This is a genomic window from Natronomonas sp. CBA1123, assembly GCF_009741925.1.
GTDB lineage: Archaea > Halobacteriota > Halobacteria > Halobacteriales > Haloarculaceae > Natronomonas.
Genome location: NZ_WPCC01000004.1, coordinates 45818 through 71868, shown reverse-complemented (window position 1 = coordinate 71868; position 26051 = coordinate 45818). Strand labels below are relative to the sequence as shown.

Here is a 26051-nt window from a genome sequence, read left to right as displayed (position 1 = left end):
ATGTCTCCTCACACCAGCGGTGCGACCGTCGGCAGGATGCTGCCCCCGACGGCGAGGACGGCGGCCGCCCCGAGGCCGAGCGCGAGCAGCAGGAAGATGGCGATCCACGACAGTCGAACCGAACTCTCCTCGCTCTGTGACATATCGGGATGTGTGCGGAGTGGCCTGATAGGCCTTACTCTCTGCTCCCACAAAGGACGGAGTTTTATTTCCGGGGGCGCAAACCAACTGCAATGAGCGAAAGCGAGGGGGACCCCTCGGACAAGCAGAAATACGAGTTTCAGAAGGTAATCGAGGAACTCGACGACTACTCGGGTTCCGGAACCCAACTCGTCTCCATCTACATCCCCGAAGACAGGCTAATTAGCGACGTGGTCGCCCACGTCACCCAAGAGCACAGCGAAGCGTCCAACATCAAGTCCAAACAGACTCGAACGGCAGTACAGGACGCCCTCACCAGCATCAAAGACCGTCTGAAGTACTACGATGTCCATCCTCCCGAAAACGGGATGGTCATCTTCTCGGGCGCCGTCGACGCCGGGGGCGGCCAGACCGACATGGTCACCGAGGTGCTCGAATCGCCACCGGACCCCATCGAGTCGTTCCGGTATCACTGTGACTCGCACTTCCTCACCGAACCGCTGGCGGAGATGCTCGGCGACAAGGGCCTGTACGGCCTCGTCGTGTTGGACCGACGGGAAGCCAACGTCGGGTGGCTGAAGGGCAAACGCGTCGAACCCGTCAAATCGGCCTCGTCGCTGGTCCCCGGCAAGCAGCGAAAAGGTGGCCAGTCAGCCCAGCGATTCGCCCGTCTGCGGCTAGAAGCCATCGACAACTTCTATCAGGAGGTCGCCGGCATGGCCGACGACCTCTTCGTCCCCAAGCGCCACGAGATGGACGGCATCCTCGTGGGCGGTCCTTCGCCGACGAAAGACGAGTTCCTCGACGGCGACTACCTCCACCACGAACTGCAGGACATGGTGTTGGGGAAGTTCGACGTCTCCTACACGGACGAATCCGGATTGTACGACCTCGTCGACGCCGCCCAGGACGTGCTGGCCGAAACCGAGGTGATGAAGGACAAATCCGAGATGGAGGAGTTCTTCGAGCAACTCCACGACGGCCAAAAGGCCACCTACGGCTTCGAGGCCACCCGACAGAACCTCATGATGGGTGCCGTCGACCGCCTGCTCATCAGCGAAGACCTCCGGAAGGACGTGGTCGTCTACGACTGCGGCGGCCGCGAGGAGTTCGAAGTCGTCGACCGGCGGGCCGACACGCCGAGTCACACCTGCGAGGACGGAACCGAGGGAGAGGTCCAAGAACGTGAGGACGTCATCGACCACCTGATGGACCTCGCCGAACAGCGCGGGTCGGATGCGAAGTTCATCTCCACCGACTTCGAGAAGGGCGAGCAACTGCTCACGGCGTTCGGTGGTATCGCCGGCATTCTCCGCTACTCGACGGGCGTCTAAGGCCCGACAGCCGACGCGGACAGCCGTCCCCCATGACTACCCACGCGTCGGCCGACTCCCCCGCCCCGAAGTGAGGGTGCAACCCACCCCCTCGAAGGTTAGTCGTTCGCATTTATTACGTCACTGCGTGACGCATCCCATCACAAAGTGAAAACTAGTATTTGAATATTTCTCTCAATCCAGCAGTTGCTGAAGTTGATGCCTGCGTCTGCTGATGTCGAACTCCGGTTGGACACCACCCTGTGCGTCCAGTCGGTCGAGAACCAGAAGCGGGTCGACGCCCGCGGCTTCGACCGCCGGGAGCAACTCCTGTAACGCCGTCCGGTGAAGCGCCAGCGAGTCGAGCAATCCGACCGCCAGCGCCAGTGGAACCGCCGCTTCGTTGTCGGGGAAGGCACTCGAAATGCGGTCGAATCGTGGGTCGTCACTGGCGCTGTTTGCCGCCACGAGCGTCAGACACTCGGGACACAGCGCCGCACAGTCCGAGGACTCCGGAACGTGTTCGCGATACTCCAGGGGGACGGCGAACGACACCATCCGCGCTCGGCATGCAGGACACTCCATACCCGACGTAGGAGGAAAGCACAGTAGTGTGTGCCGGTTTACTCGATGTCGGCGGCCAACGCCTCGATTTCCCGCTCGAAAGCGTCTCCGAGTTTCGACGGCTCCGGGAGGAGGTTCTCGTCGGCCGCGATGCCGACTCGGACGCCGCCATCGTAACTGAAGATGCTGATACCGATGCCCTGGTCGTTGGCCTGTGGCACCCAGAACATCACGTCGGTCACCTCCTTGCCGGCGAATTCGACGGTTTCGGTCGGGCCCGGCACGTTCGTCACCACGCCAGTCGCGCGGTTCTCGAACTGCTCCATCAGCCAGTCCAACACGGGGTCCGGCGAGTGTCCGCCGACCGACAGTGTCAGGTACATCATGAGCGCCTCGAGACCCGCCTTCTGGGCGTCCATCCGCTCGTGGATGATGCGAATTCGCTCGTTCAGGTCGGCAGTACCGACCGGAATCGGGACGAAGGCGAGTCCGAAGTAGTTCCCCAGCGAGGCATCCCGCTGGTCCAACGGTTTGAGGTTGACCGGCACCGTCGTCCGGAGTTCGAGTCCGTCGACCCCCTCACCGCGTTCCTGCAAAAGCCGACGGAACGCTCCGGCGAGAGCGGCCAACAGCACGTCGTTGATGGTCGCGTCGTTGGCTCGGCCGATGGCACGGACCGTCTCGAGGTCGATTTCCTCGGTCCACCCCGCTCGCTTGGCCGTCCCGATGTCACCCCGAAGTGAGGTCTCGGCCTCGTCGTCCTGTGTCAGCAGATTCCAGCCGGTCTTGACGGCTTTCCCCGCGAGACGGGCCGCCTCCAAGGGGCCGTCGGGACCGAGGGAGAGTCCCGACCCGTCGCCTCCCTCATCGCTTCCCGCCTCCACGGACGAGCCTCCAGCCGAGTCGTTCCCGATTGCGTCGCCGGAGTCGTCGGAGAACGCGTCCGCACTCGGCGGGTCGGGCATGATACCCATCGGCATCTCGACCGAGTCGGGGTCGTCGACCAACCCGAACAGCACGTACATCAGCGCGAAGCCGTCGCCGATGCTGTGATTGATTCGGAACGCGACGGCGTTGCCGTCGTCGCCACCGGCCCCGTCGATGAGATACGCCTCCCACAGCGGCCGGGACTCCTCCAGCGGCTGGCTCATCAGACAACTGACGAAGCGCTGAAACACCGCCTTGTCCTGTGGCTCCGGAAGCGCGATGTGGGTGATGTGTGTCTCGATGTCGAAGTTCTCGACGGATTCCCAGTAGGGCCGTCGCATCGGGCGGTCGGTGCCTGCGACGCGTTGGGTAAACCGGTCGAACCGGAGCAGTCGCTCCTCGAGGCGGTCGGCCAGTTCCTCGTAGGTAATCGCGTCGTCGAACCACAGCACCCCCGTTATCGTCGTCAGGTTGTTCACCGACCCGATGCGCCGCCACGCGTTGTCCGCACCCGAAATCGGTTCCCGTTCAGTCATCGATACCGCCGAACCCCCCAGTCGTTCCCGCTCGGTTCGTCACTCGTGGGCCGTCGATAGCGAGCCTCGAACGTGTCATCTGAAACGGGCTTCGGAGAGGGGGTCAATGAATCTGCCGCCGAACGTCGGCGTCGCTACCACACCCGAGAACGGAGACGAAAACGGTTGCGTCAGTCGTCTGCGGTGACCGGTTCGGCCTCGGCTTCGGCCGCTTCGGCGGCCTCCTCGGCCTCGTTTTCTTCCTTCTTCGCCTTGATTTTCTTCATCCGGAAGATTTCCTCACGCTCCTGCTCTTCGAGTTTCTGCTCGATGTACTCCTGGGCACCGTGCAGCTCGGGGAGGAGTTTGAACTCGAGGGCGTTGACACGGCGTTTGGTCTTCTCGATTTCGTCGAGCATCTTCTTCATCGCCGTCTCGACCTCGGCAGCGAGGATAATCGTCTCCAGCAGTTCCTCGTAGGCGTCGGCGGCCTCGTCGATGCGCGCCGACGTGCCGACGAGTCCGTAGCCGCGCTGGTCGAGGGATTTCTTCACCTTCGTCGACTCGATTTGCGGGACGACGACGCCCATGATGTTCTTCGACTGAGAGGTGATTTCGGGGTGTTCCTTCAGCGCCGCGGCGGCGCCGCGAACCGCCACGTCCCCCTCCATCGCCCGCGCCATGTTGATGTTCCGCTGGGCGCGCTCGTAGTTGTCGTCGAGGTCCGACCGGACGTCCTGTGCCTGGTCGAGGATGTCCATGAACTCCATGATGAGGCCGTCTCGCTTCTTCTCGAGGGTGTCGTGGCCCCGCTCGGAGAGTTCGATGCGGTCCTCGATAGCCATGAGGTTCTTCCGCGTCGGTTTGACGTCCTTGGCCATTCTTGTCGAGGGCTTGTGTCCCGACCGGGTTAATCTTTTTCAGTTAGTTCGGGCCGAACCGAGACCGTTTCGTCCTCGGTGTCGACGACCACGTCCACGAGCGTCGACAGCGCCGCCGTGGTCGTCTCGTCGGCCGCCTCGGGGTCGAGATGGAAGTGTGCCGTCGCCTCGGCCGATGCACACCGCTCGCCGAGGGCGTGCAGGAACTGAAACGCCCGCTCGCGGTCGGCGTACTGCAACATCGCCGTCAGTGAGTCGAAACACACCGCAGTGTCCGGCCGCAGCGACTCGGCGACGGCGATGCCTAGTCCCGTCAAATCACTCGGTTCGACATCGGTTCCGACGTCGAGTTCCCGAACTGGCGGCGGGTCGGTGCTGCGTTCGGCCAGTCGGGTTCGAAGCGACTCGACGTTCGACCCGGCATACCCCACGAGTAGAACGCGTTCGGACCGCTCCGACAGTCCCGCACAGACCGGCGTGACCCCCTCTATGGCGGGCGACCGAACGAGAACCGTCGAGGCGTCTTCGGGCACCCGCTGGAGGAGGCTCTCCGACATACCAATCCTTCACCCCACCCTGTAAAGAAGTCGTTGACTGCGGAGTCAGTCCGCGGTCTGGGCTGCTTCCGTCTCGACGTAGTACTCCTCGATGAGTTCCTCGTCGATACGGTTGAGTTCCTCTTTCGGCAGTTCGCTGAGGAGCTCCCAGCCGAGGTCGAGCGTCTCGTCGATGTCGCGGTTCGTGTCGTACCCCTGCTGGACGAACTCCGTCTCGAAGGCGTCCGCGAAGTCGAGGTACTTGTTGTCACGCTCGCTGAGTGCCTCGCGACCGACGATGTTCACGAGGTCACGAAGGTCCTCACCCTCCGCGTAGGCGGCGTACAGCTGGTCGGAAACGTCGGCGTGGTCCTCGCGAGTGAGGCCCTCGCCGATACCGTCGTCCATCAGCCGAGAGAGGCTGGGCAGGACGTTCACCGGCGGCTCGATACCCTGACTGTTCAAGTCACGGTCGATGTAAATCTGGCCCTCGGTGATGTATCCGGTGAGGTCCGGAATCGGGTGGGTGTCGTCGTCGCCCGGCATCGTGAGGATGGGAATCTGGGTGACAGAGCCCTCCCGACCCTCGATACGGCCGGCGCGTTCGTACAGCGTCGCGAGGTCGGTGTACATGTAGCCGGGGTAGCCACGTCGACCCGGAACCTCCTCACGTGCGGCACCGATTTCTCGCAGCGCCTCACAGTAGTTGGTCATGTCCGTCAGGATGACGAGCACGTGATACCCCTTATCGAAGGCGAGGTACTCGGCGGTCGTCAGTGCCAGTCGCGGCGTGACCGTCCGCTCGACTGCGGGGTCGTCCGCGAGGTTCATGAAGACGACCGACCGCTCGAGTGCGCCCGTGCGCTCGAAGTCGTCCATGAACTCGTTTGCCTCCTCGGCGGTGATACCCATCGCGCCGAAGATGACTGCGAACTCCGAGCCCTCGTCGTCGCCACCGTCTTCCTCTTCGGGGACGGTCGCCTGTCGGGCAATCTGGAGTGCGAGGTCGTTGTGCGGCAGCCCGGACCCAGAGAAGATGGGGAGCTTCTGGCCGCGCACCAGAGTGTTCATGCCGTCGACGGCGGAGACACCCGTCTGGATGAACTCCTCGGGGTACTCCCGAGCCGTCGGGTTGATTGCGGCGCCGACGATGGGTCGTTCCTCGTCGGGTTCGATTTCGGGACCGCCGTCGATAGGTTCGCCGGAGCCCGACAGCACGCGACCGAGCAGTTCCTCGGTCAGCGGCATCTGCAGGGTCTCGCCGAGGAACCGAACCGACGAATTGCGGTCGATGCCCGAGGTTCCCTCGAACACCTGAATCGCGACGTATTCGGAGGTGGTCTCGAGGACCTGGCCGCGTCGCGTCTCGCCGCTCGGCGTCTCGATTTCGACGATTTCGTCGTAGCCGACGGGCTCGTCGATTTCGGCGAACACCAGCGGGCCGCTAATCTCCGTGATAGTTTTGTATTCCTTCTGCATTGTCAGTACTTCTCCCGAAGCTGGTCGCTGAGGTCGTCTTTCAGCTCGCTGATGTAGGCTTCGAAGTCCTCTTGGGTGTTCATGCGGTTCAACTGCGGCACGGCGTCGACGTCGATGATTTCCTCGACGGGAACGCCGGCTTCGAGCGCGTCGAAGGCCTCCTCGCTGAAGTGCTGAATCGCCGTCAGCATGAGATAGGTCTTCTCCGGCTCACAGTAGGTGTCCACGTCGTGGAAGGCGTTCTGCTGGAGCCACCCCTCCCGGATGTAGCGGGCGACCTCAAGCGTGAGCTGTTGGTCCTCCGGCAGGGCGTCCTTCCCGACGAGCTGGACGATTTCCTGCAGTTCGGCCTCCTCGTCGAGAACGTCGACGGCCCACTGGCGCACTTCGGGGAACTCCTCGTGGACGTTCTCCCGCCACCATGGGTCGAGCTGTTCCTTGTACAGCGAGTACGACTCGTTCCAGTTAATCGAGGGGAAGTGCCGACGCTCTGCGAGGTCGGCGTCCAGCGCCCAGAAGCACTTCACGATACGAAGCGTGTTCTGGGTGACCGGCTCCGAGAAGTCACCGCCCGGCGGCGAGACGGCGCCGATAACGGAAATCGAACCCTCGCTGCCGTTGATGTTCTGGAACTTGCCGGCCCGCTCGTAGAACTCCGAGAGGCGCGCGGCGAGATAGGCAGGGTAGCCCTCCTCGCCGGGCATCTCCTCCAGTCGGGAGGAGATTTCACGCATGGCCTCGGCCCACCGCGAGGTGGAGTCGGCCATCAGCGCGACGTCATAGCCCATGTCGCGGTAGTACTCGGCAATGGTGATGCCCGTGTACACACAGGACTCACGCGCCGCGACGGGCATGTTGGACGTGTTCGCAATGAGACACGTCCGAGACATGAGCGGCTTGCCGGTCTTGGGGTCTTCCAGTTCCGGGAAGTCCTCGATGACTTCCGTCATCTCGTTGCCGCGCTCGCCACAGCCGACGTAGACGACGATGTCGGCGTCGGCCCACTTGGCGAGTTGGTGCTGGGTGACCGTCTTCCCGGAGCCGAACGGGCCCGGAATGGCGGCCGTCCCACCTTTCGCGATGGGGAACAGGCCGTCGAGGACGCGCTGACCCGAAACCAGCGGGGTCGTCGGCGTCTCCTTCTCGACGGTGGGGCGCGGTTCCCGAACCGGCCACTGCTGTCGCATCTGAATCTCCTCGCCGTTGTCGAGTTCGACGACCGTCTCGTCGACGTTGAAGTTACCCGACTCGACGCTGGTGACCTCGCCGCCTTCGTAGTCCGGCGGGACGAGGACCTTGTGGTCGATGCTCTCGGTTTCGGGAACGATGCCGACGACGTCGCCGGCCGACACCTCGTCACCTTCCTCGACCTCGGGGTTGAACTCCCAGGTCTTCTCGAGGTCGATGCCGGGTGCGTCGACGCCGCGGTCGAGGAACGCCCCCATCTGCTCTTCGAGGACGTCCAGCGGACGCTGGACACCGTCGTAGATACTGTCCATCATGCCGGGTCCGAGGTCGACGGACAGCGGTTCGCCCGTGTTGGCGACCGGTTCGCCGGGGGCGACGTCGGAGGTCTCCTCGTACACCTGGATGGTGGTGAGGTTCCCCTCGATTTCGATGACCTCGCCCATCAGGCCCTCTTCGCCGACGTAGACGACGTCGTTCATGCGGGCGTCGAGGTCGACGGCGGTCACGACCGGACCGCTGACGCTCTCGATGACGCCCTCACTCGTGGTTTCAGTTGCAGTAGCTTGGCTCATGTTATTCTTCCATCAGGTCGATGCCGATGGCGCGTTTGATCTGCTCCCGCAGATTGCCCGAACCGGTGCCGCCACCCAAGGTGACCACGACCGGTTCGACACTCGTTTCGACTCGCTGTCGAACTGTACGTGAGAGGTCCGCAACGTCTTCGTCGTGCATCACGACGATGCCGACGTCTTCGTCGTCGAGTACCTCCTCGACGGCGTCGTCGAGACGCTCGTCTTTCTCGTCGTCGGTGATGCTCTCGAAGCGACGAACGCCGGCCAGTCGGAACCCCGTCGTGAAGTCCGGACTGCCGACGACGGCGATTTCCTGACTCATTGTATCACCAGTTCCTCCTCGATTTCCTCGACGGAGAGACCGGCCTCCCGACCGCGGGCGACGGCGCGGATGTTCTCGACCTCGCGCTCCTTGGCGAGGATGTACGAGAGCACCGGACACACCGACAGCGGATAGCGGTTCGAGAGTTTCCCGGAGTACTCCAGCAGCGCCGCGTCGAGGGCGTGTTCGAACTGGATGAGACTGTCCGCGTCCTCCAGTTCCTCGAGGGCCACGTCGAGGTCGTCCCCGTAGGGGCCCTCCCGGATGCGGGCGACGAGTTCCTCGTCGTTGCTCGCCAACTGCCGGAGCTCCTCGGGGTCGAACAGTCGACCGCCGTCGATGAAGTACGCGGCGGGGTCGATGTCGGCGCCGCTGCGTGCGATACGCAGGCCGTTCCGGAGGTTCCGGAAGTCGATTTCGGCTTCGAGGAACTCACGGACCAGCGCCGTCGGGGAGTCCGGTTCGGCGCTCGGCAAATCGTCGAGCAGGTGTCCGTAGAAGGCGCGGTCGACCGCGTTCTCCAACGGCACCAACACGCCGTCACGCTCGAAGTCGCTGTAGGCGTCTTCGAGCGGCCCGCCGAAGATGGTGGAGTCCAGCAGTTCGATGGCCTCCTCGATGCTCGATGCGTCGACGAGGCGGTCGAGCAGGCGCTCGGAGAACTCGCCGGTGCGAATGAGGTCGTCCTCGATGTCGCTCCGGTCGGAGTCCGTGTAGATGCCACGGATGACCGTCTTGATGTTCCACGCGTCGAACTTCCGGAGATAGCGGGCGATGTAGCCGTACAGACTCCCCTCGGACCACCGCAGCAGGTCCTCGAAGTGCTTCGCGAGGTTCCGGTTCAGCGCGTACTCGACCAAGTCGACGCCCGAGTGCCGTGCACCGAGGGCGTTCATCTCGGTTTCGTACTCCGTCTCCTCCATGAAGCGGGCTATCTCGCCGGGCCCCATCCGGACCAGTTTCCGGTAGTCGTCGTCGCCGAACAGTTTCGCCCGGCGAGCGCGCACTCGTGCCGTGACGTATTCGTAGTTCGAGCTCCCTTCGGTTTTGACGCTCATTCTTCGAAGAGCCGTGCGCTGATATCACGCAGGTTGTCGTCCCAGACCTCTTCGAGGACGGAGTCGAACGTGTTGTTCACGCGAACGCGGGACTCCTCGGCATCGACGACGACGCCACCGAGACAGTCGGTCGGTTCGCCCACGTCGAAGCCATCGTAGTCTTCGACGACCGTCTCGAGCAGTTCCTCGTCGTCGGCACGGCCGTGAACGACGACGGTGTCGGCGTCCTCGAACTCCTCGGCCGCGGCGTCCAGCAACGCCCGCGTCAGTTCTTCGCGTTCGTCACCGTCGATGGCGGCGATCTGTGCTTCTACGTCGTCGCGGACCTCCTCGAGAACCTCGCGGCGGGCTTCGAGGCGCTTCTGTTTGGCCTCGAGTTTCGCACTAGAGAGCTTCTGCTCGCGCTCCTGTTCGATAGTGCGTTCGACATCGCGTTCGGCCTCCTCTCGGATTTCCTCGGCGTCGCGCTCGGCCTCGGAGATTATCTCCTCGGCACGCTCTTCGCCCTCCGAACGGATGTCCTCCGCACGCGCGCGGGCTTCGTCTCGGATGTCCTCTACGACCGTATCAAGGCTCATTGGTTTAAAAATCGGGTGCGGTTTACAGCGTGAGGAACACGACGACCAGCGCCAGGATGACGAGCGTCTCGGGCAGCACCGTCAGGATGAGCCCGCGACCGAACAGGTCCTCGTTCTCCGCGATGGCGCCCATCGCCGCCGCGCCGATACCTCGCTCGGCGATACCGGCACCGAGCGCCGCGAGCCCTACTGCGAGGGCCGCCGCCCCCGTCGCGTCGAGCGCAGGACCGCCTGCTTCTGCTCCACTCTGAAGAACCGGTGCAACACTGCCCAGGACCGTAGCAAGTTCAAACATGGTTTGATTTTCCGTCGGGTGGATTGACTGCTATCCGAACAGACGGATATGTTCGCACTGAGTTCATAAAACTTCCCAAACGACACGGAGAGCGCCCCTCACTCACGTGTGAGAACAGTACTCAACCTGAACGCTATGCGATGTCTCAGCGCAGCGACCGCGGCGACGACCGAGGCCTCAGTCCTCGGTCGTGTAGGTCCGGTCGTAGCCGAACGGCGTGTACTTCTTGCCGCCGCCCTCGTAGAACTTCCCGAAGAACTCGACGTACTCGAGACGGACCGCCTGCAGGCCTGCGGACGTGATGCCCAGAATCAACACCAGCAGGTGTCCGAGAACGAGCACGACGATACCGAAGATGATGCCGAGAACGAGCATCGCACCGCCTTCGGCGTTGAGGAGCCCACCGAAGATGACCTCCCCTGCGGCTTCTGCCTCCGCGACTTCGGCCGCCTCCGCGAAGAAGATGAGGTGGAACTCACCGTCGTGGAGGTACGCGCCGAAGACGAGCAGGTTCACCGCAAGCGCCATACCGGCCTTCGCCAGCAGGACAGCGGCGATACGCGTATAGGAGACGACGTGCCCGAACGCCTGGGTAATCGACTCCACGAGGCCGATACCGCCCTCGACTTTCAACACCATCGCCAACCCGACGAGGATGGCGAGGACCTGCAGCGTCAGCGTTCCGACGACCGGCAGCGTCACGAGTTCGATTGGCGCAAAGCCGTTGAAGCCGAGCGGCAACGCGACGCCCTCGGTGATAACCTCACCCGTTGCGGGGTTGGTCATCCCTTCGGCGGCGAAGACGCTGAACATGAAGTTCGGTTTCGGGCCGAGCGCGGACGTACTGAACACCCACCACCAGACGCCGAGGGTGAGGATAATCCACGACCCGCTCTCCATGAACGCCTCGCCGAAGCCGTGTTCGAGGTTGTTGACGAAGTCGAACACGCGACCCACGACGAGGTGGAGTACGCCGGCGATGACGCTGGCCAACAGCCACGCGTAAGCGTAGTAGATGTAGTGCGGCTGGAGCCCCTTGTGAATCGGCGGGTGGCCGTCCCACAGGATTCCACCGAGCTGGTGAAGCCCGAAGAACTCCCCGTACAGGATGCCGAAGATGGCCGTGAACACACCAGCGTAGATGCCGACGCCACCGAGCGAGCGAATCGTCTCCGACTCGAATCGACTCATCAGCAGATAGCCCATTCCGGCGTACAGCAACCCGTAGCCGAGGTCGCCAATCATGAACCCGAAGAACAGCGGGAACGTCAGGAACAGGATGAACGTCGGGTCGAGCTCGGAGTACTTCGGTCGATTGATGACTTCGATGAGCGCTTCGAACGGTTTCACCGCCCCGCTGTTGTCCTGGACGACCGGCGGTTCGCCACCGCTCATCGCGGTGCCGCCGTCGGCCGCGACCGCCTCGCCGCTTTCGGAGCCCGCAGAGCCGGAGCCGCCGACGCTCTCGCGTTCGTGGGCGTGGCCGTCGTCGTCGTACTTCGCCTGTTCGAGTTCCTCAACATCGACGTGGTCGCCGACGGCCGACTGCAGCGTCTCGGCGAGGTCGGCGTATCGGTCACTCGGAATCCACCCCTCGGCGACGAAGGCGTTCTCCGTCGTCGCGAAGGTCAGCGGTGCCTCCCGCTTTTGGACCTCGATGGAGAGCTTCTCCTCGGCGGCCAGCAGGAAGCCAGCGACCTCGTGTTTGGTGTCTTCGAGTTCGTTCTCGACGGTTTCGAGCTTCGACTCGACCTTCTGCCGACGGTGTTCGAGGTCGTCGATGTACTTCTCGGGACTCGTCGCCTCGTCGCCGTCGCCCAACTCCGGTACCTCGTATCGGGTGAACGCCGCACCGACCAGCACGTCCTCGAGGTCGACATCGGGATAGACGAAGACGGCGACGTAGCCGCTCTCCTCGAACAGCTCGAAGCCGTCGACCTCGTCGGCGTCGATGAGCGTCCGACGGATGGTCTCGGTGTCGCCCTCGCCGACGGTGGCCGTCAGCGAGTCGTAGCCGGCGAGCAAGTCGAGGTCGATACCTAACTCGGCGAAAGGACGTGCTGCGTCGACTTTCTCGTCGATATCCCGCAGTTCGTCCTCCAACTCCGAGCGGCGGTCGTCGAGTTCGTTGACCCGATTCCGGGTCGCCTCGAGTTCCTCGTCGAGTTCGTCGTCTTCGATGATTCGCGTCCGACCGGCGTCCTCCTCGGTGATGTCGAGGATGCTCTCCAGCGAGCGGACGGTGACGAGTTTCTCGGCGGCGTCTTCGGCGCCCTCGACTGGGTCACCGGGTTCGAACCCCTCCCAGCCGCCGTCGTACTCGGTGACGTGCAACAGGTTCAGGTCGTGGACGGCCTCGACGGCTTCGTCCATCACGCGCTTGGATCCCGTCACCGAGACCCGACTCATCTGCTTAGGTCTGAGCATTCACCGCCTCCGTGAACAACTCCACGGTGTATTCGACCACCTCGTCGCGCTGTTCGTCGGCGCGCGCTTCGAGGGCCTCACGGTCGGACTCGCCTTCGGCGAGGAGTTCCTCGCGTTCGGCCTCGATTTCCTCACGCGCCTCGGCGAGTTCCGCCTCCTTGTGGTCGGCGGCGTCCTCGCGGGCTTGCTCGCGAATGCGGTCGGCTTCCTCGCGCGCCTCCGCGATGCGCTCCTCTCGCGCATCCTTCGCGTCGGCGACGATTTCGTCAGCCTCCCGCTCGGCCTCCTTGATTCGGTCAAGAACCTCTGGCCTGGCCATGATTATATCATCGGATGCTTCGGAAAGCGCCTATTTGGTAGTTGCGAAACGGCTTTTCGCGCGGTTCGATGCCAACTGTCTCTTCGAGCGCTCGTGGACCACGACCGGCCGGAAACAGGGGAATTATGACCGAACCGCCCCAAAGGGCGGTCAATGGGACTCCTCGAAGACAAAGCGCGTGCGCGGCTCTTCTACAAGTACCTCTCGCAGGTGTACGACACCATCAACCCGTTCATCTGGAACGAGGAGATGCGCGACGAGGCCCTGGAGTGGCTCGACCTCGATTCGGGGGACCGCGTCCTCGACGTCGGCTGTGGCACCGGCTTCGCCACCGAGGGACTGCTGGGGTACACCGACGACGTGTGGGGACTCGACCAGTCGGCCCACCAACTGGAGAAGGCCTTCGCGAAGTTCGGCAAGCGCGGTGGCGTGAAGTTCCACCGCGGCGACGCCGAACGACTCCCCTTCGCCGACGACAGCTTCGACGCCTACTGGTCCTCCGGCTCCATCGAGTACTGGCCCGACCCCGTCGCGGCGCTGCGGGAGGCCCGCCGCGTCACCAAGCCCGGCCAGCCGGTGCTCGTCGTCGGCCCCGACTACCCCAACTCGACGCTGTTCCAGAAACTCGCCGACACCATCATGCTGTTTTACGACGAGGCGGAGGCCGACCGGATGTTCGCCGAAGCCGGCTTCGAGGAGTTCGAACACCACATCCAACAGCGCGCACCGGGAACTCCGCGGGCGATTACGACCGTCGCCTACGTGCCTGACGACGACGAGGACGCCCCCGAAACCGAAGAGGAGGCGACCGTCGACAGCGACCCGGTCGAAGCAGCCTGAACGGTCGCCGTCTCGACGGCGATTCGCGTCCCGTCGACGTAGAGGCGTACCTCTACGGTCGCACCGACTCCCAACGTCGGCGAATTCGTCCCTGCCACGCGGAGACTCGCGGATTCGCCGGCACGCCACGTGCCGTGCGTGGCGCTGTTGAACGGCCCCGTCGGCCCGCTTTCGAATCCACGCGCCGAAAAGAACGGGACCGGCGGCTGTTCGGAAAGCCGTTCGCCGTCGACGCGGATTCGGACCCGAAGCTCGGTGGGGTCGATGGCATCGCCACCGAGGTGGGTGACGGTCACTCGGCCGGTGTCGTCGGCCTCGACATCGAAAGCTGCCGTTCGGGCGGGCGTCGAGAGTTCCGAGGGAAGTGCCGTTCCGACGACCGTCGCCGCGAGGACGGTCACCGCGACCAGGAGGACGACTCCGACGACGGGAGCGGCGGCGCGGTCGGTCATACCGCCCGTTCCCTCGGCTTCCGATAAGAACGTTCGCTACTCGAGAGTCGTCGTGACGGACAGCGACCGGCCGTCGTGGGTGGCGTTGACCGTCACGGTGCCCCGCGGGCCGACGGTCCAGACCCGCTCACCGTCGGTGCCGCCCACCTGTCGGCCGTTTATTTCGACCGCTGCGGGGACCGGTTCACCGCTCGTCTCGTTCAACACCGTCACGCCGAAGGGGCCGCCGGCGCGGGTCGTGTTGACCCGAAGCAGGAGGTCACCGTCGACGGTTTCGACGGTGTCGGTCGGCACCGCTTCGGGGTCGATGCGCTGGATTTCCGTGACGATGTTTTCCGAACCGCCGTCGAGGTACGTCCGGAGCGTTCCGTGTGGGTGGTCGTACTCGAAGCGATAGAGTCGGGCGCGGTCGGGGCCGAGGAAATCGACCGTCGGCGACCCGTTGTCGGTCACCCACGGGTACAGCGTCTCGACGCGGTCGAGTGCCGGCGAGAGGTCACCGTCGTAGGTGTCGGGGACGCCGATGGACCGCGCCGAGGGGTCGTGCGCCTCCCGGACGTACGTTTGGCCTCCGGTCGCGTCGGGGTCGACCGTCGAAAGGACGGTCGCGTTGCCGCTCACTTCGGTGTGAACGACGAAGGTTCGCTCGCCTTTGAACGCCGACTCGAGGGCGCCCCCGAGCGGGCCCTGGAGCGTAAGCAGCCGAACGCGGTCGGTGTTCAGTTGCGTCTGGACGCTGCTCATTCCGAGGTCGTCGGCGTTGTTTTCGAACCAGCCGACGTTCGACTCCATCGCAGTAGCGCCCCGGTCGACGGCGGCCAGCGTTCGGAACAGCTCCTGGGAATCGATTGCACCGTTACCGTACTGCCGTATCGCGGTTCGCTGTCGTCGTTCCAGTCGGTCGGTCCGCTCGGAATACCACTCGGCAGCGTTCCGGAGGACCATGCGACGTTCGGTGTCCGATTCGGCGTTCCGATACGCCCGCTGGAAATTGACACGCTGGTAGGTCGTCTGGAGTTCCATGGCGTTGCCGCCGACCGCACCCGCAACGTCCAGCGTCGCCGTCGAACTCTCGCTTCGGTCGACAGCAGACGGCGACGGTGCCAGATACTCCGCGGTGCCGTTGTCGCCGGTGACAGACATCGTCGACTCACCTTCTGTTTGGGCGTGAACGGCGACGCCGGACGCCAGGGCGAGACAGCAGAGGAGGGCGAACACGACGGCGCGGGAACCGTTCATACTCGGGCTCTCGGCGCCGGCGAGTAAAAATCCAGCCCACTCGACACCGACGGCTGTACGGAGCGCAGAGCCCTCGAAACGCTTCATACGCCGCGGAGACGTTTTATCTCGTGATGGAAAGCGTTTTCCCGCGTGGGCGTGCATCGAACCTAATATGCGGTGCCGGGTTCCCGTCCTGCTGTGTGCCCTCCTCGTGACCGCGCTCGTGGTCGGTGCCACACCGGCAGCCGCACAGCCGGCCACGACCGAGGAGACCCGTCTGGAGGTGCAACTACAGGACGACGGCGACGCCCGCTGGACCGTCGTTGCAGTCGTCCCGCTGGAAGACGAGGAGGACATAGAGGAGTTCCAATCGTTCGCCAACGCCTTCGAGAGCGGCGAACGCGACTTCGACCTCGGCGTCGAGACCTTCCGACGCGCCGCCGAAGAGACGTCGGCGGCGACCGGCCGGGAGATGCGGATTCCGCAGGACTCCACCGACCGGAACGCAGTCATCGTCAACGAAACCGAGGACGGAGAAGTCATCAGCCAGCGCGGTGAGTTCCGGCTATCGTTTACTTGGACATCGTTCGCTCGACAGGACACGAGCGGGACGCTGTACCTCCAGGACTCGTTCAACACCACAAACGGGACGTGGCTCCCGGGCCTGAGCGACGGACAGACGCTCGTGTTGAAATCCCCGCCGGGGTACGGCGGCCCGAGTACCTCCCCGATTGCCCCGCGGGCCGGGGAGCTTCGGTGGGACGGCCCGCAAACGTTCGAGCCGGGGTACTTCGATATCGTCTACGAGCCCGGAAACGGCGGCCCCGGAGGTACCGACACCGAGACGCCAGTAGGACCGGGCGGAATCCAGCTCTCGACGCTGCTGCTCTTCGGCGCCGTGGTGTTGAGCGCCGCCGCGTTGCTGCTGGGACTGTACCTGCTGTGGCAACGTCGGGACGGTGAAACCGACGGCGGCGTCGAGGCGACGCCGTCAGCGACCGACGGCCCATCGGCGACGACGACCACCGAAAGCGACGAAACGGCAGGTGTCGGTACCAGCACCGACGACGAGACCGCGACCGACGAAGGCGACGAACCCGAGCCGCCAACCGACCCGGAACTCCTCTCCGACGAGGAGCGGGTCGAACAACTGCTCGAACGGAACGGCGGGCGGATGAAGCAGGCCAACATCGTCAAGGAGACCGGCTGGTCGAACGCGAAGGTGTCACAGCTGCTGTCGTCGATGGACGAGGCCGGCCGCATCGAGAAGCTCCGAATCGGGCGGGAGAACCTCATCAGTTTCCCCGACGAACAGCTCGGCGAGTTCGACGACGACGAAGCGTGACCGCCACGTTGTCGGGCGGTTAAACACTGTTCAACGGATTCTTAACCTGTGACAAACGCCGTACGATTCGGAAACGTTTAACCACGGACAGTCGTCATATCCGGTGACTAGCCGCTATGAAAATACTCGTCACCGTCAAAGAGGTGGCCGAGGTCGACGACGAGTTCCAGATTTCGGGACTCGACATCGACGAGGGCTCCCTCGAGTATGATCTCAACGAGTGGGACGACTACGCCGTTGAGGAAGCCGTACAGATTTCGGAGGAGAACGACGACGTGGAGGTCGTCACCGTCACCATCGGCCCCGAACGCGCCGAGGAGACCGTTCGGATGGCGCTGGCGAAGGGCGCAGACCGCGCGCTCCGCGTGTGGGACGACTCCCTCGAGAACGCCCAGTTCCTCGACGTCGAGTCGAAAGCCGACATCCTCGCCGCCGTCGTCGAAGAGGAGGACCCCGACTTCGTCCTCACCGGCGTCCAGGCCGGCGACGACGCAAACGGCGCGACCGGCGTCGCACTGGCCGACCGCATCGGCTTCGAGTGGGCCGCCGTCGTCAACGCCCTCGACCTCGACATCGAGGCAGGCGTCGCCTCCGTCCACCGCGAACTCGAAGGCGGTATCGAGGAACTCACCGACGTCGAACTCCCGTCCGTGTTGACCATCCAGACCGGTATCAACGAACCGCGCTACGCGAGCCTCCGTGGCATCCGACAAGCACAGCGCAAGCCGCTGGACGTTCACACGCTCGATGACCTCGGCCTCGACGACAGCGTCGTCGAGTCGCCGGTCGAGCGCACGTCGATGTACGAACCCGAATCCGAGGGCGACGCCACGCTCTGGGAGGGTAGTGCAGAGGAGACCGCAGGAGAACTGGCTACGTTCCTCCGCGACAAGGGGGTTGTTGAAGGATGACCGTTCTCGCAATCACCGAACACCGCCGCGGCGATGTTCGTGACGTGTCCTACGAACTCGTCACGGCCGGCCGCGAACTGGCAGACGACCTCGGCACTGACCTCGAACTCGCCGTCATCGGCGGCGACGTCGAGGGCTTCGCCGAGGACGTAAACCGCGACGGCGTCGACACCATCTACACCGTCGACGAGGGCGAGGAATTCAACCACGGCGTCTACACCCAGGCCATCGAGCAGTTGGCCGCAGAGGTCGAGCCGACGGCGCTTCTGATGCCGAACTCGGTTAACGGCCTCGACTACGCACCGGCGGTCGCCGAGGGACTCGACCTGCCGCTCGTCACCGACGTCGTCGACTTCGAGACGAACGGCAACCTCGAAGTCACCCGCGAACAGTACGGTGGCAAGGTCGAGACGACCTACGACATCGACGCCGACGACTACGCGCTGACCATCCGGCCGGCGGAGTGGCCGAAGGCCGAAGCGGCCGGCGACGCTGCCGTCGAGGCCTTCGACGCCGACATCGACGAGGGCGCCCTCGGGACGACCGTCAACGGCTTCGAGGAAGTCGGCGGCGGCGACGTCGACATCACCGAGGCAGACGTGCTCGTCTCCATCGGCCGCGGTATCGACGAGGAGGAGAACCTCCCGCTCGTCGAGGAACTCGCCGACACCCTCGGCGCGACGCTGTCCTCGTCGCGACCCATCGTCGACAACGGCTGGCTGCCGAAGAACCGACAGGTCGGCCAGTCCGGGAAGGTCGTCACGCCCGACGTGTACATCGCCATCGGCATCTCCGGGGCGGTCCAGCACGTCGCCGGCATGAAGGGCGCCGACACCATCGTCGCCATCAACACCGACCCCAACGCACCCATCTACGACATCGCCGACTACGGTATCGTCGACGACCTCTTCGAGGTCGTTCCCGAACTCATCGAGGAGTTCGGCGGCGAAGCGCCTGACCTGTAGGCCGGTTTTCGCCCCTCGATATCCACATTTTTCGTCCGTATCCGACACGTACTTCCGAGGAACGAACCTACCACTTTTATGGAGTATCTGGAGCGGCGTCGGTCGTTCGTCGAGGACCGGCTCGAGGCCGTCCTCGATTCGACCGACCCCGAGGCGATGACCGACCGCCTCGAACACGTCTCGCTGTCGGGGGGCAAACGCGTCCGCCCGACGGTGACGCTTCTGGCCTTCGAGGCTGCCGGCGGCGAGCTGTCCGGCGAGGACGGCCGCGGCTCGAAGCCGTCCCGAAACGCCGTCGACTTCGCGGTCGGCATCGAGTTGGTCCACAACGCCTCCTTGGTCGTCGACGACATCATCGACGAGTCCGAACTGCGCCGAAGCGTCGACAGCGCGTGGGCGGCGTTCGGCCACGGCCCCGCCATCGTCGCCAGTGACGGCTTGCTCGGGGAGGCCTTTGCGCTGTTTTCGGCCGACGAACGCGCCATGCAGGTCGTCAGCGAGTCGATGGTCGAACTCGGTGAGGGCGAAGCGACCGAACTCGTCGCCCAACCGACGAACGAAACCGAGTACATGGAACTCGCCCGCCGGAAGACGGGTGCGCTGTTCCGGGCCGCCGCGGAGTTGGGCGCGGTCGCCGCCGATGCCAACGCCTACACCGTCGAGGCCTTCGGCCAATACGCCGAGCGGGTCGGTATAGCCTTCCAGATTCGCGACGACGTTCTCGACGCGACGGCCGACGCCGAGGAACTCGGCAAGCCGACCGGCCAAGACGAGGAGATGGCCCGCCCCTCACTGGTACAGATTACGGAGATGACGCCTGAAGAGGCGAACCAACGCGCTCGCGAGGAATCCGACGCGGCACTGGCGGCACTCGAAGCCGCCGACTCCGTCGGCTCGGAGGCCGTCGGGTATCTCGAAGACCTCGCGGAGTTCGTCGTGGTTCGAGAGCGGTAACTTGTGTTGTAATTAGTCCAGCATCCGCGCGAGCGCAGCGAGCGCGGTTCACGCGAACGCGCCGACGGCGCGTTCGCGCCTTTTTCATCGACGTTTTTGCCGCGAGTGGTGCGCCGGAGGCGCACCCGAGCGGGAAAAAGGTCGAAGGAAAACGCGTTTACCCCCGGAACGCGGAGCCTCGCGCATGATAGTTCCGGGCTCCGCCTCACAGGACCTCGCGGCCACACTCTCGGCCGTGCTGGGAGAGCCGCTTGCGGCCGTCGAGTACGAACAGTTCGCCGACGGGGAACGGGTCGTCCGCGTTCCGGACACCGACGACCGCGCGGTCGTCGTCGCCTCGACGGTCTCCGACGGCGCCCACATCGAGTTGCTCCAGTTGCAGGACGCCGCCCGCCAGCAGGCTGAGGAGGTCATCACCGTCCTGCCGTACATGGGGTATGCGCGACAGGACGAGGCGTTCGCCGAGGGCGAACCCGTCTCCGCGCGTGCGATGGCCCGAGCCATCTCGACGGGAACCGACCGCGTGCTGACGGTCAATCCTCACGAGAATGCAGTGTGCGATTTCTTCGACGTGCCGTGTCGAGCCGTCGACGCCTCCGGGGTGCTCGCCGACGCCCTCCCGGCGCTTTCTGACCCGCTTTTCCTCTCGCCAGACGAGGGTGCCATCGACCTCGCGAGGACCGTCCGCGACGCCGCGGGTGACGGCGAACTCGACTACTTCGAGAAACACCGCCTCTCGGATACGGAGGTCGAGATGCAGCCGAGCGACGCCGACACGGCCGGTCGCGACGTGGTGTTGGTCGACGACATCGTCGCCACGGGGTCGACGATGAGCACCGCCATCGCGCAGTTGAACGGGCCGGACCGCGTGTTCGTCACCTGCGTCCACCCGATGCTCGCCGCCAGTGCCCGGACGAAACTGGCCCGCGCCGGCGTCGACGGTGTGTTCGGAACGGACACCATCGAGCGTGCGGTGTCGACGGTCAGCGTCGCACCCGCACTCGCAGAATACCTCTGAGGAGCGGCGCGTCGACTATCGACGGCCGAACAGCACGACCGCCGCGAGAGCCGCGAGGGCCGCAGCACTGACACCGAACCCGGAGCCGGCACCTTCCGTCGGCGTCGTTGGCCGGTCGGGGCCGTCGGTCGGTTGTTCCGTCGACTGCGGCATCCCCGATTCCGTTCCGCCGGGCGTCGCCGTCTCGGACCTGACCGACACCGTCGTCGAACGGTCGCCAGCGGTGACGGTGTACTCGCCGGACTCCTCGAAAGTCGTCGTCGTCTCGACGGTCACCGACCCGTCGTTCAGTTGAACCCGCTCGGTCGCGACCGACTCGCCGTCGACGGCGAAAGTCACGTCGCCGTCGGCCGGTCGGTCCGCCGACGACTCGACGGTCGCCCGGAGCGTCACCGACTCACCGAGCGTCGGGTCTGCCGGAGCGGCGGTGAGGTCGGTGACCGCCACGTCGGCCGGTTCCTCGACGACGGCCGTGGTGGTGGTCGTGCCAATCGAAAGGTCGTACTCGCCGGCGGCGTCGAAGCGTCGCTGGAACGTCACCGTCGCCGCCTCGTCGGCGTCGAGGGTGCCGGTTCGCTCTCCGACCGTCTCGCCGTCGACGCGAAGCTCGGCGGTGTACTCGCCGGCGTCGGTGCCGACGTTGCGGATTCGAACGGTCGGTTCGAGCGTCTCGCCGGTGACGACACGCGGCGAATCGATTGTGGCCTCACGGTAGGGTCCGGACACCGCGAACTCCTCGAACTCGTATCGGATGTCGGCGCCGCCGAAGGCGTCGAGGTGCTGCTGGCGGCTCCAGACCGGCGGCGTCTCGGTCGTCTCGGTGTACCGCTCGGCGTCGTCGCGGATGTCGGCATTTCCAGTGGTTTCGATGGCGTCGAGGAATCGCCGTTGTGTCAACTCCGTCCCGGGGTCGTTGAACTCGGCGATTGCGGCCGCGAGCGTCGTGTCGGCGTCCGCTCGAAGCCGCCGGTCGAGGTGGCCGAAGACGAGCGCGCCCTTCTCGTAGTTGCCGCGAGTGTTCTCCCACGTTGCGGGGTCGGATAGCTGTACGTCGCTGTATCGGTCGCGCGTCCCGTCATCCATCTGTGCCTGGAACGTCTCGAAGTCGATTCGCCCCTGTTCGTAGGTGAGTAACGCGGCGTAGTAGTCCGCCATCCCCTCGATGGTCCACCGGGTCGCCTCGGTCCGGTCGTAGTCCTGTCTGGTGTGGATGTACTCGTGAATCCAGGTGTTCCGAGCGGTGTCGAGGCGTTCGTCGTCGCGGACCCACATGTCGGAATCACCGCGCTGGACGCCGGTGGCGGCCCAGTCGACGTTCGACGGGACGGCGATGACGAGGACGCTGTCGTCGCGAGCGCCCGTCTCGAAGTGGTTGGCGGCGTGGGCAAGCGAGTCGAGAACGTCCTCCGGGTTTTCGCGCATATCACCGTGTTCGGACTCGATAAGTCGGAAGCGCTGTCCGGCCGCCTCGCGGGTATGTTCCTCGAACCCACCGAGATAGGTGATGTGTCGTCCGGCGACACCCTCGCCGTCGACGTGGTTCGAGCAATTGATACGCAAGTCGATGCCCGTCGCCCGAACGCTGATGCTCGGCGACCGGACGACTGCCCACTCGTCGGTGACGGCATAGAGGAACTGCTCACCGCTGCCTCGGTCGATGGTACGGTTGCCGGCCAAATCGTACCGGACGAACGGTCGGTCGGTCCCGCCGGTCCACTCGTAGGTTCGGCCGTCGGTTCCCGACTGGCTGAACCCCTCGGTTTCGTACACGTCGGTGTCCTCGGGAATCGTTATCTCCAGCGACGTTACTCCGTCGGGAACGGTCACCTGCGTTTGCACGTCGACTTCGCCTTTCGTGTCGGTCTGGGAGAGCGTGTTGTCGACCTCGATGGTCGCTGCGGCCGCGGGCATCGCGAACGCGACGCTGCCCGCGAGCAACCAACACGTCAACAGCACCGAAAGCGCAATCGCCCGCGCCCGTGACATCTACGCCGCTATACAGCCTCGATAGTTATCCGCATGTCGGTGTCTTCGACGGTCCAGTCCTGTTCGTAACCGTCGTCGACGCCGCCGAAGCCACTCGCACGGACCTCACCGGCGATGAGGTCCTCGTGTTCGCGGACGAGGCCCGCGATGCGGTCGTCGGCGACATCGAGGTCGACCCGAATCTCGGCGTCGATTTCGAGGTCGAGGTCCTTGCGCATCTCCTGAATCCGGCGAATGACCTCGCGGGCGTACCCCTCCGACTCGATGTCCTCGGTAAGCGTCGTGTCGACGTAGACGACGCCCCGGTCGTCGCCGTCGACGTCGAAGGCGGTTCCCTCGACGCCCTCGGGCGTGTCGGTGTTGAACGACACCATCTCCTCGGTCAATTCGACCTCGCGGCCGAGTTCCTCGGCGACGGCGCTCGACAGCACGTTGAGCGACTGTTCGGTGACGGTGACGGCGTTGAGCGCGTTCATCACCTCGCCGGCCTCGTCGCCGAATGCGGGGCCGAGCACCGACATGTCCGCACGGGCGCTGTACTGCAGTTCCTCCCAGTCGGCGCCGGGTTCGACGAGTTCGATTTCGCGTGAGTTGAGGCGGTCACGGAGCAGGTCGCGGTGTCGGTCGACGGCCTCGGCGGCAGCCTCGTCGTCGGCAGCGACGACGACGCGCGTGACGGGCCAGCGCAGTTTCCGCTCGGCCTGCTGGCGGGCGTTGGAGCCCGCCTCCTCGACGGCCGCGACGATTTCGACGTCGGTTTCGAGTTGGGTGTCGTGGAAGAACTCGTCGACCTCGGGCCACTCACACATGTGGACGGTGTCGAAACCGTCCTCGCCGGTGAGCGTCCCGTAGATGTCGTCGGCGACGAACGGCGCGTAGGGCGCCAGGAGTTTCGTCGTCTCCACGAGGACGTGATACAGCGTCGCGTAGGCGGCCTGCTTGCTTTCCGATTGCTCCTCCTCCCACATCCGCTCGCGGACGACCTGGATGTAGAACCGCGAGACGTCCTCGACGATGAACTCCAGCAGCGCGTCCAGTGCCTTGTCCTGTCGGTAGTCGTCCCACTGGTCGGTCATCTCGGCGGTGACCGACTGCAGGCGGGAGAGCACCCACTCGTCGACCGTCTCCAGTTCGGCGTCCTCGAGCGCTCCGGCGGCTGCGCCGCCTCCGCCTCGTTGCGACTCCGTCGCAACGCTGGGTTCGAAGTCGTCCATCCGCATGTACGGCAGCGGGAATCGGAACACGTTCCAGAGGATGTTGAGGTCCCGCTGGCGGTTGGCCATCTCGTCCCACGAGAAGCGCATGTCGTCGCCCTGTGGGTTCTGGCTCAGCAGGAACACCCGCATCGGGTCGGCACCGTGGCGGTCGATGGCCTCCTGTGGCGCGACGATATTGCCGATGGATTTCGACATCTTCCGGCCGTCCTCAGCGAGTGCCCACCCGTGCATCAGCACGTCGTTGTACGGCACCTCGCCGAGGGCGGCGGTTCCCATCCCGAGTTGCGACCAGAACCACCCGCGGGTCTGGTCGTGGGCCTCCATGATGAGGTCGGCGGGCCACAACTCCTCGAAGTCGTCTTCGTTCGACGGGAAATCGAGCGTCCCCCACGAGGCGACCGACGAATCCAGCCACACGTCGAAAACGTCCGGCACGCGAGTGTAGGTGGTGTCGCCGTCCGTGATGGTGATGTCGTCGACGGTCGGCCGATGGAGGTCTATCTCCTCGGGGTCGATGTCCTGGTCTGCGAGGTCGGCGAGTTTCTCGCGGGTGCCGACGACGATGGCGTCGCCCATGTGGCCGTCCCAGTCCTCGGGCGTCCAGATGGGGATGGGGATACCCCAGTAGCGCTGTCGGGAGACGTTCCAGTCCGGCGAGTTCTCGACGAACTTCCGGAAGCGGCCCTCGCGGGCCTCCTGTGGGTGCCACTCCGAATCCTCGATGTTCGAGAGGAGTTCGTCTTTGATGTCGGTGACCGTGATGAACCACTGGTCGGTGACGATGCGGACGATGTCGGTGTCACAGCGCCAACACTGCCCCTCGTCGATGGTGTGACCCGACTCCGAAAGCAGGAGGTGGCCGTTCGAGCGAAGGTCGGCGACGATGTCGTCGTTTGCGTCGCGGACGAACTCGCCCTCGTAATCGCCGGCTTCGGCGGTGTAGACGCCGTCGGAGGCGACCGGACAGAAGATTTCGAGGTTGAGTTCCTGGCCGCGCTCGAAGTCCTCCTCACCGTGGCCGGGCGCGGAGTGGACCATCCCGGTGCGGTCGACCTCGACATAGTCGGCGTGATACACCTGCTGGGAGCCCTCGGCCTGAGCGTGGTCGGGGACTTCCTCGGCCAGCGGGTGGTCGTACTCCCAGCCGATGAGGTCCGACCCCGGGAGTTCCTCGAGAACGGTGTAATCTTCGGGTTCAGCACCGACCCGTCCCATCACGTCGTCGACCACGTCGCTCGCGAGATACAGAATCTCGTCGTCGTACTCGACTTCCGCGTAAGTCACGTCCTCGTCGACGGCGACGAAGGTGTTCGCGGGGATGGTCCACGGCGTCGTCGTCCAGATGACCAGATTGCCCTCGCGGTTCCGGAGGGGGAACTTCACGTAGATAGACGGCGCCTCGGCAGTGTGGTACTCGACTTCGTTCTTCGCGATGGCCGTCTCACAGCGGGGACACTGCGTGATGGAGCGTTTCCCCTGCGTGACGAGGCCGCGCTCGTGGGCCTGCTCGAAGCCCCACCACGCCGCCTCCATGTACTCCGGGGAGACGGTCTTGTAGGGGTTCTCCCAGTCCATCCAGACGCCGAAGGACTTGAAGTCGTCCTGTAGCCCTTCGAGTTGGGAGTCGGCGAAGGTCTTACACTCCTCGATGAAGTTCTCCATGCCGAACTCCTCGATGTCCTTTTTGTTGTCGAAGCCGAGTTTCTCCTCGACTTTCGTCTCGATGGGGAGGCCGTGCATGTCGTAGCCCGGTCGGTCGGTGACGTGGTGGCCACGCATTCGGAGATGCCGGATGTAGGCGTCCTTCAGCGTCTTGTTCCACGTCGTCCCCATGTGGGCGGCCCCGGAGGTGTACGGCGGGCCGTCGACGAAGAACAGCGGCTCTTCGTCCGCGAAGCGCTCCTTGGTCTGGTCGTAGGCGTCGACGTCGTCCCAGTGGTCGAACACCCGTGCTTCGACCGCGTCGGGGTCGTACTGGTCGTCGACCTCGGCGAACCTGCTCATACCTGGTAATCCGGCCCCGCTGT

General features: G+C 64.7%; 24 protein-coding genes. 7 read left to right on the top strand and 17 right to left on the bottom strand.

What is annotated here, in order from left to right; genetic code table 11:
- Nucleotides 1-8: 8 nt before the first annotated feature.
- Nucleotides 9-143 carry a hypothetical protein gene (locus GJ631_RS19150; RefSeq protein WP_255453895.1) on the bottom strand — a complete coding sequence of 45 codons (135 nt, stop codon included), beginning with the start codon at nucleotides 141-143 and terminating at the stop codon, nucleotides 9-11.
- Between the two features lie 90 nt (nucleotides 144-233).
- Between GJ631_RS19150 and prf1 the strand changes: the two genes are divergently transcribed.
- On the top strand, nucleotides 234-1475 hold the full coding sequence (gene prf1, locus GJ631_RS03535; protein ID WP_156707820.1) for a peptide chain release factor aRF-1: 1242 nt from the start codon (nucleotides 234-236) through the stop codon (nucleotides 1473-1475).
- Nucleotides 1476-1649: 174 nt separating this feature from the next.
- Here the strand turns inward: prf1 and GJ631_RS03530 are convergent, their stop codons facing one another.
- The 12 genes from GJ631_RS03530 to ahaH form a co-directional block, all read right to left on the bottom strand.
- Nucleotides 1650-2039, bottom strand: coding sequence for a DUF6276 family protein (locus GJ631_RS03530; protein ID WP_156707819.1), 390 nt, complete (start codon nucleotides 2037-2039; stop codon nucleotides 1650-1652).
- A gap of 38 nt (nucleotides 2040-2077) precedes the next feature.
- The gene (locus GJ631_RS03525; RefSeq protein ID WP_156707818.1) at nucleotides 2078-3481 is read right to left on the bottom strand and encodes a wax ester/triacylglycerol synthase family O-acyltransferase; all 1404 of its coding nucleotides are present in this window, start codon (nucleotides 3479-3481) and stop codon (nucleotides 2078-2080) included.
- Nucleotides 3482-3651: 170 nt separating this feature from the next.
- Nucleotides 3652-4341: a V-type ATP synthase subunit D gene (locus GJ631_RS03520; protein ID WP_156707817.1), complete on the bottom strand. Its 690-nt coding sequence runs from the start codon at nucleotides 4339-4341 to the stop codon at nucleotides 3652-3654.
- 29 nt (nucleotides 4342-4370) lie between these two features.
- Nucleotides 4371-4898, bottom strand: coding sequence for a hypothetical protein (locus GJ631_RS03515; protein ID WP_156707816.1), 528 nt, complete (start codon nucleotides 4896-4898; stop codon nucleotides 4371-4373).
- Nucleotides 4899-4943: 45 nt separating this feature from the next.
- On the bottom strand, nucleotides 4944-6356 hold the full coding sequence (locus tag GJ631_RS03510; protein WP_156707815.1) for an ATP synthase subunit B: 1413 nt from the start codon (nucleotides 6354-6356) through the stop codon (nucleotides 4944-4946).
- Between the two features lie 2 nt (nucleotides 6357-6358).
- Nucleotides 6359-8116, bottom strand: a complete 1758-nt coding sequence (locus GJ631_RS03505; protein ID WP_156707814.1) for an ATP synthase subunit A — start codon at nucleotides 8114-8116, stop codon at nucleotides 6359-6361.
- A gap of 1 nt (nucleotide 8117) precedes the next feature.
- On the bottom strand, nucleotides 8118-8438 hold the full coding sequence (locus GJ631_RS03500) for a V-type ATP synthase subunit F (protein ID WP_156707813.1): 321 nt from the start codon (nucleotides 8436-8438) through the stop codon (nucleotides 8118-8120).
- Entirely contained in the window at nucleotides 8435-9496 is a 1062-nt protein-coding gene (locus tag GJ631_RS03495) for a V-type ATP synthase subunit C (RefSeq protein ID WP_156707812.1), read from the bottom strand. The genes GJ631_RS03500 and GJ631_RS03495 overlap by 4 nt, the downstream gene beginning before the upstream one ends.
- Nucleotides 9493-10074 (bottom strand): V-type ATP synthase subunit E, encoded by a 582-nt coding sequence (locus tag GJ631_RS03490; RefSeq protein WP_156707811.1) that lies wholly within the window; start codon nucleotides 10072-10074, stop codon nucleotides 9493-9495. The genes GJ631_RS03495 and GJ631_RS03490 overlap by 4 nt, the downstream gene beginning before the upstream one ends.
- A 22-nt stretch (nucleotides 10075-10096) precedes the next feature.
- A complete protein-coding gene (locus tag GJ631_RS03485) occupies nucleotides 10097-10369 on the bottom strand; it encodes a F0F1 ATP synthase subunit C (RefSeq protein ID WP_156707810.1) in 273 nt (90 codons plus the stop codon).
- A gap of 177 nt (nucleotides 10370-10546) precedes the next feature.
- Nucleotides 10547-12796 carry a V-type ATP synthase subunit I gene (locus GJ631_RS03480; protein ID WP_156707809.1) on the bottom strand — a complete coding sequence of 750 codons (2250 nt, stop codon included), beginning with the start codon at nucleotides 12794-12796 and terminating at the stop codon, nucleotides 10547-10549.
- Complete coding sequence (gene ahaH / locus GJ631_RS03475; RefSeq protein WP_156707808.1) at nucleotides 12783-13115, bottom strand: ATP synthase archaeal subunit H; 333 nt, start codon at nucleotides 13113-13115, stop codon at nucleotides 12783-12785. The genes GJ631_RS03480 and ahaH overlap by 14 nt, the downstream gene beginning before the upstream one ends.
- A gap of 153 nt (nucleotides 13116-13268) precedes the next feature.
- On the opposite strand from ahaH, the gene GJ631_RS03470 reads away from it, so the two are divergent.
- The gene (locus GJ631_RS03470; RefSeq protein WP_156707807.1) at nucleotides 13269-13955 is read left to right on the top strand and encodes a methyltransferase domain-containing protein; all 687 of its coding nucleotides are present in this window, start codon (nucleotides 13269-13271) and stop codon (nucleotides 13953-13955) included.
- Here GJ631_RS03470 and GJ631_RS03465 read toward each other — a convergent pair.
- Together GJ631_RS03465 and GJ631_RS03460 are read right to left on the bottom strand one after the other, a co-directional pair.
- Nucleotides 13874-14407: a type IV pilin gene (locus GJ631_RS03465; protein ID WP_156707806.1), complete on the bottom strand. Its 534-nt coding sequence runs from the start codon at nucleotides 14405-14407 to the stop codon at nucleotides 13874-13876. The genes GJ631_RS03470 and GJ631_RS03465 overlap by 82 nt on opposite strands.
- A gap of 36 nt (nucleotides 14408-14443) precedes the next feature.
- Nucleotides 14444-15646, bottom strand: coding sequence for a hypothetical protein (locus GJ631_RS03460; protein ID WP_156707805.1), 1203 nt, complete (start codon nucleotides 15644-15646; stop codon nucleotides 14444-14446).
- A 154-nt stretch (nucleotides 15647-15800) separates the two neighbouring features.
- Here GJ631_RS03460 and GJ631_RS03455 point away from each other — a divergent pair, with 154 nt between their 5' ends.
- The 5 genes from GJ631_RS03455 (at nucleotide 15801) to prs (ending at nucleotide 20821) form a co-directional block, all read left to right on the top strand.
- On the top strand, nucleotides 15801-16973 hold the full coding sequence (locus GJ631_RS03455; RefSeq protein ID WP_156707804.1) for a hypothetical protein: 1173 nt from the start codon (nucleotides 15801-15803) through the stop codon (nucleotides 16971-16973).
- A gap of 116 nt (nucleotides 16974-17089) precedes the next feature.
- Nucleotides 17090-17884: an electron transfer flavoprotein subunit beta/FixA family protein gene (locus tag GJ631_RS03450; protein WP_156707803.1), complete on the top strand. Its 795-nt coding sequence runs from the start codon at nucleotides 17090-17092 to the stop codon at nucleotides 17882-17884.
- A complete protein-coding gene (locus tag GJ631_RS03445) occupies nucleotides 17881-18849 on the top strand; it encodes an electron transfer flavoprotein subunit alpha/FixB family protein (protein ID WP_156707802.1) in 969 nt (322 codons plus the stop codon). The genes GJ631_RS03450 and GJ631_RS03445 overlap by 4 nt, the downstream gene beginning before the upstream one ends.
- Before the next feature lie 78 nt (nucleotides 18850-18927).
- On the top strand, nucleotides 18928-19803 hold the full coding sequence (locus tag GJ631_RS03440; RefSeq protein WP_156707801.1) for a polyprenyl synthetase family protein: 876 nt from the start codon (nucleotides 18928-18930) through the stop codon (nucleotides 19801-19803).
- A 184-nt stretch (nucleotides 19804-19987) separates the two neighbouring features.
- A complete protein-coding gene (gene prs, locus GJ631_RS03435; RefSeq protein ID WP_156707800.1) occupies nucleotides 19988-20821 on the top strand; it encodes a ribose-phosphate diphosphokinase in 834 nt (277 codons plus the stop codon).
- A gap of 15 nt (nucleotides 20822-20836) precedes the next feature.
- Here prs and GJ631_RS03430 read toward each other — a convergent pair whose 3' ends face one another.
- Both GJ631_RS03430 and ileS read right to left on the bottom strand, forming a co-directional pair.
- Complete coding sequence (locus GJ631_RS03430; protein ID WP_156707799.1) at nucleotides 20837-22807, bottom strand: CARDB domain-containing protein; 1971 nt, start codon at nucleotides 22805-22807, stop codon at nucleotides 20837-20839.
- A gap of 8 nt (nucleotides 22808-22815) precedes the next feature.
- Nucleotides 22816-26028 (bottom strand): isoleucine--tRNA ligase, encoded by a 3213-nt coding sequence (gene ileS / locus GJ631_RS03425; RefSeq protein ID WP_156707798.1) that lies wholly within the window; start codon nucleotides 26026-26028, stop codon nucleotides 22816-22818.
- Nucleotides 26029-26051: the final 23 nt, after the last annotated feature.